At 44.1% G+C, this 13,770-nt stretch carries 9 protein-coding genes; 7 read left to right on the top strand and 2 right to left on the bottom strand.

Annotated elements, in window-relative coordinates; all coding sequences use genetic code 11:
• Positions 1-92: 92 nt before the first annotated feature.
• Positions 93-2,249, bottom strand: coding sequence for a 5'-nucleotidase C-terminal domain-containing protein (locus LG330_RS14895; RefSeq protein WP_404405161.1), 2,157 nt, complete (start codon positions 2,247-2,249; stop codon positions 93-95).
• 306 nt (positions 2,250-2,555) lie between these two features.
• On the opposite strand from LG330_RS14895, the gene LG330_RS14890 reads away from it, so the two are divergent.
• From LG330_RS14890 to LG330_RS14870, 5 genes are all read left to right on the top strand, one after another.
• A complete protein-coding gene (locus LG330_RS14890; RefSeq protein ID WP_404405159.1) occupies positions 2,556-4,646 on the top strand; it encodes an LTA synthase family protein in 2,091 nt (696 codons plus the stop codon).
• A gap of 157 nt (positions 4,647-4,803) precedes the next feature.
• Positions 4,804-5,889 (top strand): CdaR family transcriptional regulator, encoded by a 1,086-nt coding sequence (locus LG330_RS14885; protein WP_404405157.1) that lies wholly within the window; start codon positions 4,804-4,806, stop codon positions 5,887-5,889.
• 156 nt (positions 5,890-6,045) lie between these two features.
• Entirely contained in the window at positions 6,046-7,158 is a 1,113-nt protein-coding gene (locus LG330_RS14880) for a glycerate kinase (RefSeq protein ID WP_404405155.1), read from the top strand.
• Positions 7,159-7,264: 106 nt separating this feature from the next.
• A complete protein-coding gene (locus tag LG330_RS14875; RefSeq protein WP_404405153.1) occupies positions 7,265-8,620 on the top strand; it encodes a GntP family permease in 1,356 nt (451 codons plus the stop codon).
• Between the two features lie 177 nt (positions 8,621-8,797).
• Positions 8,798-10,126 carry an S-layer homology domain-containing protein gene (locus LG330_RS14870; protein WP_404405151.1) on the top strand — a complete coding sequence of 443 codons (1,329 nt, stop codon included), beginning with the start codon at positions 8,798-8,800 and terminating at the stop codon, positions 10,124-10,126.
• A 57-nt stretch (positions 10,127-10,183) separates the two neighbouring features.
• On the opposite strand, the gene LG330_RS14865 is transcribed toward LG330_RS14870, so the two are convergent.
• Entirely contained in the window at positions 10,184-11,542 is a 1,359-nt protein-coding gene (locus LG330_RS14865) for a hypothetical protein (protein WP_404405149.1), read from the bottom strand.
• A gap of 411 nt (positions 11,543-11,953) precedes the next feature.
• On the opposite strand from LG330_RS14865, the gene LG330_RS14860 reads away from it, so the two are divergent.
• Entirely contained in the window at positions 11,954-12,283 is a 330-nt protein-coding gene (locus LG330_RS14860; protein WP_404405147.1) for a hypothetical protein, read from the top strand.
• A 39-nt stretch (positions 12,284-12,322) separates the two neighbouring features.
• A complete protein-coding gene (locus tag LG330_RS14855) occupies positions 12,323-13,753 on the top strand; it encodes an NAD-dependent succinate-semialdehyde dehydrogenase (RefSeq protein WP_404405145.1) in 1,431 nt (476 codons plus the stop codon).
• Positions 13,754-13,770 lie beyond the last annotated feature (17 nt).

Below are 13,770 nucleotides of genomic sequence, written 5' to 3'. Positions count from 1 at the left end.
TGCCTTCGGTGCAGCGAAGGCAAGGGTCTGACCCCTCACTTCACACACAAAAAAACCAGTTCCGCAGAACTGGTTTTTCAATTAAATAAAGTTTATCGAATTAAATAGTTATGAATAGAAAGAACTTTTGAACTCTGTGCTCTTGTAGCGCTTGCCCAAGGCTTGAATAAATCATCATACCCCATCACAATACCATAGTCAGCAGCCCATTGAACGGCAGATTGTGCTTCTTCATCCAGGTTACCTAAGTCAGTGAACGTGTCATTTTCTGAAACTACGAACTGCTCGCCTGTTTCAAGCTCAAAAGCACGCTTAAGCATTGTTACCATTTGTCCGCGTGTAATCGCCTGGTTCGGTTTAAATGTAGTAGCAGATGTACCTTTAATTAAACCGTTCTCATAAGCAGCAGTGATTTCTTCCTGCGTTTGAGCTGCCAGACGTGTTGTGTCTTCAAATGGAGATGTGCCTTCAGCTTCTAATTCAAGAGAGCGGACGAGCATCGATGCAAATTGCACACGTGTTAGAGAATTGCCCGGTGAAAAAGTAGCAGGCGTTGTTCCTTTTACAATGTCGCTTGCATATAAGTCTGCTACAAAAGGATTTGCCCAGTGGCTTGTAGGGACATCATCGAAAATAGAACGTACTTCCTGGTATCTGCCTTCTGCATAGGCTTCAACCGGGCCGTCGAATGATTGAATGTAATCAAATGAAGCATCTACGTCAACAGGACCAATTTCAGGCTCGCCGATTGTGAACTCTTCCATGCGGTGTGCTTCCCGTCCATACATATAATTATTAACGACAACTGTATACTCTTCATCAAGATTTAGCGGGTTTCCATCAACATCATACAGCGTATCAATCGTATTTGTGTCCCCATCCCACGTATAGTTGAATCCAGATATAGAAAAATCGGGACCGTACTGATCGCTCAGCTGAGTATTTAAAACAGTTACTAGATCCTCGCCTTTAATCGTAAATTTAGTTAACGTATTGCCAAAAGGCTGAATATCAAATAAATCGCCGTATGTGATCTCACCCTCATACAGACTTTCTCTGATTCCGCCGCCATTCATCAGTGCGAAGTCAGCATCCATTTCCCATGCCATGCCATCAGCAATTAAATTACCAAGGCCATTATCACCAATTGGTCCGCGTGATCCATAACCACCTGTAATCGTAAACGGCGCATCACCTGCATACTGTGCACGAACGTCTTCTACCTGAGCTTCATATTTGTCAATGATCGCAGTGATTTTAGGATCTGGTTCAATGCCTTCCTGTACATTAAATACAACCTCTGCTTCTTTAGACACAATATCACCAGTTGCAGGGTCGATTTCAAAGTCAACATCAACGAACGCCTTGCCATACTCGTAGGCTTGTACAATTAAAATATCATTTACAGTACGATTCACTTCCTGGTGGTTATGACCTGCGAGAATAATATCAACTTCATCATCAATATTACGCGCGATTTCATCAGCTGACCCTTCACCGCCTTCACCTTCCTGATCCACAGGATTATGCGCCAGCACAATAATAGACTTAACGCCCTGTTCCTTCAGCTCTTCAGTATACTTATTGATTGCTTCTACTTCATCAGTCACCTCAAGGTTTTCATTACCCTGTCTTACCACAATACTTGGAGTTTCAGTCGTAGCCACCCCGATAAAGCCAACCTTTTGCCCCTCGATTTCAGTCACAGCATAAGGCTCCAGTATTAATTCCCCTGTTGATGAATCAATTGCATTTGCTAAGACATTCGGGAAGTCCATCCCTGCGTAATCTTCATCGCCTTTTCCTTCAGGATGCGCGCCACCATTAACCATGCGAAGATATTCAGCAATCCCCTCATCAAATTCATGGTTGCCTGCAGTTCCAAAATCAAAGCCCATCGCATTCATCACTTCAACGATCGGTTCATCCTGAAATGCTGCAGATACAAGGGGACTTCCACCAATCATATCACCTGAATGAACAAGAAGTGTATTCGGATTTTCTGCTTCTCTATTCTTCATATGAGCTGCTAAATAATCCATACGGCCAATTTCTGTTTCTACACCATCAATCATCTCTGTATATGTACTTGTATAAAACCCGTGTAAATCATTTACCCCTAAAAGCTGCACCTGAATGTTCTCACCTTGCGCATAACCAGTTTCACCTGCTGGAACTAAAAAGAACCCCATAGCGACTGTTGCACTGATTGCAACTCCAACTAATTTGTTGCCAACCTTTTTGAACAATAGACTCTCTCCTTTAAATTTAATAGATTGTAAGATTTTATCTCTTACAATTTAATTATATAGTAAAATTAGGAAGAAGAGATGAGTTTTTTGTAAAAAAGAAGTGCGGGGTCAGACCCTAGCCTTCGCTGCGCCGAAGGCTAGGGTCTGACCCCGCACTTCGCCAATCTCAAGTTTACCCAATATGTCAATAATGTTACAATAATTGATAAGCTTCACATTAAATTTACAAATGAAGAGCAGCCAGGACGTTTTTTTCGGCTGTTTTTATTGGGAGCAAAAATTGAAGAGAGTTGAGAATATATATTGAAGAAGATAAAGGGAAAAATACCTCCAATTGTCGTGCGTCTGTTTACGCTTTTTGTGATGTTTATTGTTCCACTGATTACATTGCTGATCAGTGAATGGATTGTCAGACGAGTATTACTGATGAGTATTGAGGATTGGGTGGATCAATTTACAGTGCCGTTTATTGTTAACTATCTATTCATTCTGGCACTTTACAACGTGTTTTTTATCCTTCCGCGGAAATGGTTTTATACAAGCAGTCTGATCATTTCAGTATTGATCATGGTATTTGCGGTTGCGAATCATTTTACATTAGAGTTCCGGGCTGCACCGATAACAGTAGATGATTTTAAATTAATCGATGAATTGCGTGGATTTGAATCTCCGGTAGAATTTAATTGGCTTCTGATCGGTTCGTTCTCCATCGCAGTGATCGTCACTTTTGCGGCTTTGTTGTATGCGATGCCGAAATTAAAAGAATGGTGGATTGTGAAGATCCTCGTTGTTGCGGCATCCGGTTTCTTTCTATATACAATATGGTATGATGCACCCATTTCACCAATGGATGAAGCAGGGATGCAGAAAACGATGTGGAGACTTGATGTTGGTGTGAAAAATAATGGTTTACTCGCAAACTTTATTTTTCTGGCAAAAACAGCAGAAATAGAACCATTAGAGAATTACAGTGAGTCAACCATAGAATCTTTACATGGTGAATACCCGCAAGTCGACCGTGAAAATGATGAACAGCCGAATGTCATTTATTTAATGAGTGAAGCTTTTATCGATCCTTATTATTTAGGTGAAGAATTGTACAAAGAAGACCCGGTACCGAATTTCAGAGCATTATATAATGACTCAATCAGCGGTTTTATGTATTCTTCAGAATTCGGTGGAGGGACAGCGAATGTTGAGTTTGAAGCGTTAACAGGGTTCAGCACTCAGTTCATGAGATCGGACCATGTCGCTTACCAACAGTTCATTAACGAACCAATTCCGTCTGTACCCTATTTATTTAAGGATGCAGGCTATGAAACAACTGCGGTTCATGCATTTTATTCATGGTATTATCAGAGGAATTCAATCTACAAACATCTAGGATTCGACCAATTTATTTCCGGTGAATTTATGGATCTGGATCAACCGGTCGAAGCTGGTGGTTTTCCTGAAGATCGTCACATGACAGATGCGATTCTCGAGACAATGGATTATACTGAAGGCCCCGATTTTATCCATGCCGTTTCAGTGGAAGCCCATGTACCTTACTATGAATCAGCGGAAAATAATTTTCTTAAAGATGATGCAATCTCAGCAGAAACACAGCCATATTTAAACTATTATGTAGATAAAATGCATTCAGTTGATCAAGAGCTTGGTAGATTAGTTGAGGCGCTCAAACAGTCAGACGAAGAAACAATTCTCGTATTCTGGGGCGATCATTTACCTTCATTTCCAGATGGTAATGCGGTATATGGCGCTAATGGCACAAAGCTAGCAAAACATCAGATGAGAAGTTATGATGACTTTCTCGCTACACACAAAGTACCTTACTTCATCTGGTCTACAAAAGAGAACCATCCTGAGAAAAGGGATATTTCGCCGAATTTTGCCTCAGCCATGGTCACAGACCTGGCTGGTGTAACTGGAAATACAGTCACACGACTAAATCGCGAAATTATGAACGAAGACTATAACCGGATTCCTTACTCAGAATGGCCGGACCAGGAAGAAGAACACTCAGAAACAGTCGAAAACCTACAAATGATTCAATACGACTGGCTGCACGGCAACCGTTACCAGGAATCACTTTCTGGTGAGTTGAATCCTTCCAGCGACTATCATTTAGGTCTATACGAGGAAATCGAATTAGTGGATTATACAAAAAATGAAAAAGAACACAACTGGGTGCTAAAAGGTGCGCCAAAACTTTCCGCTGTCCTTATTAACGGACAACGAACAGAATCATTCAGCTGGCAAAGACTCGAGAATGGCATCACCAGCTACAAAATCCCTGAGGACATGATCAACTCAGGAGACGAAATTGAATTTGTCGTCTACAACTCAAGAAAAAGAGAACTATTATCTTCAGAAGTTTTTGAAGTGGAATAGAATAGAGCGAAGGCTGGGGTCAGACCCTGGCCTTCTTTTTTTTGACCGAAGTGCGGGGTCAGACCCTAGCCTTCACACAGGGTTCTGCCGAGGACCTGCCCGCGCTTTTGTGCTACTCATGCTATGATGAAAGCATCCACACCAAAGGAGCACGCATATGAAACTGACACAAAACCTTGCAAGTGAAATTATTGGGCGGCTGACACCTTATATACGTGTTCCAATGAATCTGATGGATCCTTCCGGCAGAATCGTGGCGAGTTCTGATCCTGCGCGTCATATGCAGGTGCATGAGGGGGCAATTGCTGTGATGGAACGCGGGAAGGATCTGGTCATTGATGAGGGGAACCTGCACGAATTTCCCGGGACGAAAAAAGGAGTAAATCTGCCGATCGTGCATCGTGGTCAGATGGCGGGTGTGGTCGGACTGACCGGTGAGCCTGATGAGATCATGCAGGCTGCCGGTGTTACGAAAGCGTCGGTTGAGATTGCGCTCGAACAGATTTATATTCAGCGGCAGGTATTTTACCAGGAGCGGCAGTGGGAAAACTGGCTGCACCAGCTTTTGCATCCACGGGAGATTGATGAAGCGTATCTCGCTGAAGAAGCACGCTATACGCTGAATACCGTGATGGAAGGGGAATGGCGTGTACTTGTGCTTCAGTCTGATCAATCCCTTTCTGATAAAAGCGGTCAGCTGACAGCACTGCTGGACCAGTCCGATATGAAGCCACTCTTTGCGGTGCCTTACAGGGAATATGAATTCATTATCGCGCTCCATGCAGATCATGAATCAACGGCTCTGGCAGAGAAAATCCTGCAGCAGTCAGGCATACATGCACGAATCGGCATCGGTGAGCGTAATAACGGAATTACAGGGCTCCGTGCCTCTTATTTTGAAGCGAAACAGGCACTCAGGTTCTCTGGAAAAGACATCTCTATTGCTGACAGTAGCGACTGGGTGGTTGAGCGGTTGATCGATGCGATCCCGGATGAGGCCTTCGGGTCGATTGCATTATCATATCGAAAAAAGCTTGAAACACTTGAACCGGTATACATATTCACACTCAGGGAGCTGCTCGCACGCAATTTCAAAATAAAAGAAACAGCAGATGCCCTGCATATCCACAGGAATACATTGAACTACCGTCTCGCACAGATTGAAGAGAAAACCGGTCTGACACCAGGCGAGTTGAAGGATACGATTTTAATTGCCATCATTCTTCATCATATCGATTACTGAGTTGTGCATATGCACAACTTTTTCTATTTTATTTACAGAAAATTTTGTCTTATTAACCAATTGAAAGCGGATTCATTTTCCTGTTGAATGGAGGAAGGTAAAAAATACGGGAGGTCAGTTTGAGGTTACATCCTTAATGGCCCAAAGGAGGAGACTATGAAAGTTGTTATTGCACCCGATTCATTTAAAGGGAGTTTGTCTGCAGAAAAAGCAGCTGCCGCGATCAGCCGTGCGGTTAAAGTGGCTCAGCCGAATGCTGAGGTGGTACTGAAGCCGATGGCAGATGGCGGTGAGGGGACGCTTGATGCACTGCTGGCTGCAACGGATGGGGAAAAGGTGTCATTTGACTGCCACGGACCGCTGGGTGAAACAAGGAAAAGTTTCTATCTGCGGCTTCGTGATGAAACAGCGGTCATTGAAGGAGCTGAGATCGCCGGGCTGCCGCTTGTGCCTGAATCGATGCGGAATCCTGATCAAACGACGTCGTTTGGTATTGGAGAGGCGATCAGACATGCGATTGGAAATGGGGTAAAGTCTATTCTGATTGGCCTTGGCGGCAGTTCTTCTAATGACGGCGGCCTTGGGATGCTGCAGGCGCTTGGGGTGAGAGCTTTTGACGAAACAGGTAATGAACTGCCGGCAGTTGGCTCATCCCTGCTGCAGGTAGCATCGATTGATTTTAGCAGTATTGATCCCGGTCTTGAACATGTGTCGATCCGTGTGGCCTGCGATGTGGATAACCCGCTCACCGGGCCACATGGTGCAACCGCTGTTTACGGACCCCAAAAAGGTGCAACGCCTGAACAGATCGCTCGTTATGACAAAGCGATGGCTCACTATGGGAAGCTGGTTGAAGCATTTACCGGCCGCAGGTTAATGGAAACACCTGGTGCCGGTGCAGCCGGTGGACTCGGCTTTGCACTGCTCAGTCTTGGTGCAACCCTCGTATCAGGTGCTGAACTGATTGCGGATGCCACTCATCTCGGGGATGCCATCAAAGGTGCAGACCTTGTCATTACCGGTGAAGGTCAGAGCGATGAGCAGACACTTTACGGGAAAGCACCGGGGCAGGTAGCGAAAATAGCCGTCACACACGGCGTGCCTGTCATTCTCATCTCAGGAAGCATTTCAGGAGATCTCACAAAACTCAACGAACGATTTACAGCCTGTTTTTCCATTATTCCTGGTTCCATGCTACTTGAAGAATGCATGCACCGGGCAGAAGAACTGCTGTATAACACCGTTTCACAGGTCATAAGATTGGTGTGAGTGGGAGAAGCGATACAAAGTCTTCGCCAGGTAGAAGATCAGAGAAGGCAGAGGCTGATCCCGACTGCGATGCCACGCACCACCACAATAAGGGGAGGAATTTTTCATGGAAGGTATTGGATTAATTATTGTTATCACACTAGGGGTATTGTTTGTTATTTTTGCTACGGCAAAACTGAAGCTTCACCCATTTCTGTCGCTGCTGATTGCAGCATTCGGCATTGGAATTGTAGCCGGATTGCCGCTTGCAACAGTCATTGAAGCAGTCAATGGCGGCTTTGGCGGATTAATGGGCGGGATCGGACTCGTCATTGTTTTTGGAACAATTATCGGCGTCATTTTAGAAAAATCAGGCGCTGCCCTCAGAATGGCAGAAGTCGTGCTGCGCCTCGTTGGTGAAAAGCGTCCGCAGCTTGCCATGAGTGTCATCGGAAGCATCGTCAGTATTCCGGTATTCTGTGATTCAGGGTACGTCATTTTAGCTTCATTGAAAAAAGCATTGGCTAAACGGGCAAAAGTCACCGTGGCCTCCATGGCGATCGCGCTCTCAACAGGACTGTTTGCCACCCATACGCTAGTACCGCCAACGCCCGGTCCAATCGCTGCAGCAGGCAATATCGGCGCTGAAAATTATCTCGGCACGATTATCCTTGTAGGATTGGTCGTAGCCATTCCGGTCATCATCGCTGGTTACCTGTGGGCAATTAAAGTCGGAACAAAAATCCACATTGAAGGCGAAGACGATCACAGCTTTGATTACGATAAAATCGTCAAAGAATTTGGCGACATGCCGTCTACTTTCAAATCATTTGCACCAATTCTTGTGCCGATTCTACTCATCGGCTTTGCATCCGTGATTACTTTTGAAGGCTGGGAAGGCACTGTTTTTAACATCTTCCTGTTTCTGGGCGCGCCAGTCGTTGCACTGTTAGTCGGCGTCTTTTTCGCCTTTGCACTTTTGCCGAAATACGATGAAGAAACACTCACACAATGGGTCGGCATCGGTATTAAAGAAGCAGCTCCAATCCTGTTAATCACAGGAGCAGGAGGCGCATTCGGCTCCGTTATCAGGGCAACACCGATCTCAGCTTTCATCGAAGGCTTCGCCAGCAATGACTTATTCTCAGGAGCCATGTTCGTCTTTATCCCATTCCTAATAGCGGCCGCACTCAAAACCGCCCAAGGGTCATCAACAGCAGCGCTTGTCATCACCTCATCACTCATTGCACCACTCCTTGGACAAATGGGCATCGAAGGGGCACTGCCACTCGCTCTCACCGTCATGTCAGTGGGCGCCGGCGCCATGGTCGTCTCACACGTCAACGACAGCTACTTCTGGGTCGTCAAAGAATTCAGTGGCATGACCGTCACCCAGGCCTACAAAGCCCAGACAGCAGCGACACTGATCCAGGGTATAACAGCAATCGTTGTGACGTTTGTACTGTGGATTGTGTTTGTTTGATAGAGCGAAGGCTGGGGTCAGACCCCAGCCTTCTTACGCTTCTTCGGTAAACGAATTATCTAATTCTTTTTTACTATCAAATGATTCTTTAGACCCTTATAAAATTTTCTTTTCAAATGTACGCTTATGTTGTATAACAGGTTAGTTATGCATAATAGGGTTTAGAGGAGGATTTGAATGAAGAAGTTTTTAGGTGGGATTTTATCAGTTGCTTTGGTTTGTGGGCTTGTTCAGGCACCGGTTGCTGCCCAGGATGATAATCGGAAGAGTGTAAGTGTTGAGTTTGAGGATACAAAGAAGCTTGAGTGGGTGAAGGATTCGATTGGACGCATGAAGTCTAAAGGTATTTTCGTAGGCTATGAAGATGGTAATTTCAGACCGAATCAGCCGGTTTCACGTATTCAGTCAATTATTACTGCAGTCAGACTGCTCGAGCTTGAAGATGAAGCGAAAGCCATGAATCCGGATGAAATTGAGTTGCATTTTAACGATGCAGACAAGCTGCCTGATTCTGTGAAAGGGTACGTTGCTGTTGCACTTGAAAGTGGTCTGTTTGGTACTGATGAAAATCGAGTGGATCCTTACAAACCTGCATCACGTCTATGGATTTCCTCTGTATTAGTCAGAGCACTCAGCCTTGAAGAAGAAGCGCTTGCTTCAATGAATGACATTCCAGACTTTAAGGACGTAAATAGAATTCCTGCCGGATCACTAGGTTATGTAAATGTAGCGGTAGATTACAATATTTTCACAGGTACATTATCAGGAAACTTCCAGCCTGAAAAGAATATCACACGCTCTCAAATGGCAGCTGTACTGGACCGTACATATGGAGAGCTGCTTGAAGAGAATGGATCAGTTACGGTTGATGGCGAAGTAGAAAGTATTTCTTTTGAAGGAAATGAAGGGACGCTTACACTGACAACAGCTGGTGGAGAAGAGCTTACATTTACCATCTCCAAGGATCTGTTAGTTCAGTATAAAACAAGATTTATGGCAGCAGATCAGATTCGGACAGGTGACTTTATCGAAGTATATGTAAAAGAAGGTGCAGTTCAGGAAGCATCTGTGTATACAGAACTGCCCGACTCAGAGCCGGCTGAAAATGGCATCCAGCAATTAAAAGTTGAAGCCGAAGCTGATGATCATGAATTCGAACTGAAGTATCAGCTGAAGAAGGGTAAAGAAAGCGGAAAAGTTGAGATTGAAACACCGGAGAACGAAGAAGAATTTAAAGGCGAAGAAGCTCTTTCACTTATCAGTGACTATATCGCTGGGTGGGGTCTCGCTTCAGATATTACTGAAAAAGAATTAACTGAAGCCATCACCGCTTCACTTGCTTTCACACCTGAAGAGCTTGAAGTTCATGTGAAATTTGCAGATGGCAGCAGACTGAAATTTGAGCTGGAAGATGATGAACAGGATGATGAAGACGAAGACGATGATGATCAGGAAGATGACGACCAGGACGACGATAATGACAATGAAGATGACGACGAAGAGTAATTGAAGTATGGGGTCAGACCCTGGCCTTCGCTGAAGGCCAGGGTCTGACCCGTCTATTCAATTCTGATAAGTAGGATTACTCAATTCAATCCCCGTAATGGGTGAGGATTCTTGAAGGTCGCTGAATATAACAGTTACCTGATAGTCATTTTTCCCCTGGTATATCCAATAAAGCGTATTTGACATCTGGTCGTCAATGATGATTTCATCAGGTTCTCCCCAGCTTGTTTTTAGGTCGGCACCAGTGATGGAGAGGGTATCTACTGTTTTGATAATGGTATAGATAAAGTCTCCCATCTCATCCATAATCGGAACCTGATACATATAGTCTTTATAGATTAACGACATTGCGCCCTGATAAGTGCTCTCCTCAAGCGGACCGTTGACCAGGTCACCAATCTCATCTTTGCGGCGGTATAACTGAACAGGCGACCCTGGCATTGTGCCATTGATCAGCTGGTTAAAAAACTCACTGCTTAATACGTCTGGAGCGGCTTCATCTTTTCCTATAATGAGAGGCAAAATGCTATACGAAATCTCATGTAAAAAGACAGTTTTTCCTATATCAGAAAGCCCGACTTCGTAAGTATCAGTGCTGCCTTCAACAGGCTTCATATCCGTTTCGATCAGGAACTTAATTGTATTTGCTTCTTCCTTTCGGCGAAAAGCGATCAGGTCTCCGGGCTCAACATCAATCCCATTTAAAAATTCATCATCAACCCTAATCCCATCGCCATCGTTAAAGTATTCAATTACGACATCAGCTTCGGAGCCGTTATCCGTTGAGCCGGCATCAGAAGAGAATGCTCCGTTTGTAAACGAAAAAACTTCCCGCATCTGATCATCTTCAAACACAACCTGATTCTCTTCAATCAACAGGTCAGGATGAACAGTCTCAAGACCGGCCTGCACACCTAATTCCGGTTTCCCGGTAGAATCATTAAAAAACACATAAGCAAAATTCGCCCTTCCATACGAAGCGGCTGCCTCAAGCTTTTTGAAAACAAGTACTTCTTTATCCTGTTCATCCAGAACCGTTCCGAGCTCTTCATTCACATGACCCATCATCTGCTCCGCAAGTAGATCCACAACCCACTGTCCATCAGCCTGATAAGCAGCTTGCACATATCCCGTCTGCCCTTCCAGAGAAGCATTCGTACCAGGATGACAAAATGCAATCAGATACGGCTGTTCCGAGCTGCCTTCTAAATAAGCATAAGTATACTCAGTCACAAGCTCTCCGCATAATGACGCCATATTCTCACTCAGTCCGGACTCCTCCAACAACTGATCCAGCACTAAAGGGTCCTCCTCATTTGAGCTTACTGTATCAGTATCAGCTCTATCCTGAACAGTGTCGCCATCACCCTGCTCACTGCCAGCAATCTCCTGATCCACACCCAGCTCCTCAGACACCTTCACCTCATCATCCGAAGCACAACCAGCCAACATGAACACAACCAAAAAACAAACTACCTTCCTCATTCCATCGCCTCACTTAACATGTTACTAAAGTATGTACTTAGCATGATTCATTATACCTAAAAAGTAGATATAAGTCCTATTCAAATAAATATTTTTAGGGAGTTTAACCTCATGAGTATCAGGCGCTATTAACCACATCATTCAATTTTTTAGTTTTTCAAAATATTAATTAACAATATAACCCACTTTATTTAAAACAATGATATTGACCGGGTTCATCTAATTACTGCGATTCGAAATTTAATTCACTCTTTCTTTGCACCTTACCCTGGGCTTTCTGGTCCGATTTGGACAGGAGTTACAGCAACGGTTGCAGAAAGATATACGTATGGACGTAAAGCAATGGATTCTATTTATGGAGGAGCAGGTACGTTCTGGGTTGCAGGATTTATCGCGCTATTCATTCTGCCACTTGTAACTTTATTTCAGCCAGTCTTACCAATAGCACTATCTTTAACATTAATTATTACGGGATATATTTGTATTCAAATCGGAATTGACCAAGTTAAAACGGCGACTGAAAGAGGAGTTGCCGGAATTGTAGCAGTAGTTTTAGCGACGCATGGAGCAGCTTATGGATTAGCAATCGGAGTCATCCTGTACATCTTAATAGAAAGAACTTCAATCAAAAAGAAAAAAGCGGATTCTGAGGAGTTTAGTAATGCAGGCTAATTCATAATAGAACAATCACTAATAGGGGGAGTATACAAAATGATTAAAGGTTTATTATATATTAATGGTGAATTGATTGGAGAGGAGCTAGAAAAAATTGAAGTAACGAATCCTGCTACTGGTGAGCTGGTTGGAACAGTTCCAAATGCCGGGGCAAAAGAAACAAGACAAGCGATTGAAGCAGCGCAAGCAGCGTTCGGCCCCTGGTCTGGTTTAACCGCATACGAACGTGCAGCTTATTTAATGAAGTGGCATGATCTGATACTGACTAATAAAAGAGAAATTGCAGAAGTATTAACACAGGAAATGGGGAAGCCGCTTGCTGAAGCGGAAGGGGAAATCATGTATTCTGCTTCTTTCATCTCCTGGTTTGCAGAAGAAGGAAAAAGAATCTATGGCCGTTCCGTTCCGGCTAGTGTTCAGAACAAAAGAATTCAAGTTTGGAAGCAGCCGGTAGGCGTTGTGGCAGGAATTAGTCCCTGGAATTTCCCGGCAGCCATGATTACCAGAAAAATAGCACCGGCATTAGCGGCAGGCTGTACATTTGTTGGTAAACCAGCAGAGCTGACACCATTAACAGCCATACGACTGGCTGAACTGGCGGAAGAAGCAGGAATTCCAAAGGGGGTTATTAATATTGTCACCGGGAATCCTCAGGAAATCGGTCAAGAGATGACGAGTAACCCGATTATCCGTAAATTAACATTTACAGGCTCTACAGGTGTTGGGAAACTGCTCATGCGTCAAGGTGCAGAGAATATGTTGAACTTATCTTTAGAGCTTGGTGGACACGCACCTATGATCATACTAGAAGATGCGGACCTGGATAAAGCAGTTGCAGGTGTAATGGTTTCCAAGTTCAGAAATGCAGGTCAAACGTGTATTTGTGGAAACCGTATTTACGTTCACAAATCGATCGAGCAGGACTTTTTAGAGAAATTTAAAGCGGAGGTCGAGAAGCTGAAAGTTGGAAATGGTCTGGAACCGGGTGTTACAATTGGTCCACTTATTAACCAAAGTGGATATGAGAAAGTAGAACATCATGTAAATGAGGCAAAAGAAAAAGGGGCAGCTGTGTTAACAGGCGGTAACGGCTGGAATGTAAATGAGTCTGCTTACTTCTTTGAACCTACCATTCTGACGGGCGTCACAGATGATATGGTGATCATGACAGAAGAAACGTTTGGGCCAATCGCACCCGTACAAACCTTTGAAAATGATCAGGAAGTAATTAAGCTTGCAAATAACTCTAAATTTGGTTTAAGTGCTTATGTATTTACAGAAAGTCTGAGCCGTGGAGTAAAAGTAATTGAAGGGCTTGACTACGGGATTGTTGGTTGGAATGAAGGAGCTCCATCTGTTGCTCAAGCTCCATTCGGTGGTATGAAGGAGAGCGGTCTTGGAAGAGAAGGTGGCATTGAAGGTCTGGAGGCATTCCTTGAAACAAAGTACGTATCGATCGGACTATAAAAAGTAAAAGAGGGTGT

The organism is Jeotgalibacillus malaysiensis, assembly GCF_044789845.1.
Lineage (GTDB): Bacteria > Bacillota > Bacilli > Bacillales > Jeotgalibacillaceae > Jeotgalibacillus > Jeotgalibacillus malaysiensis_A.
This window is presented reverse-complemented; position numbering and strand designations above follow the sequence as displayed.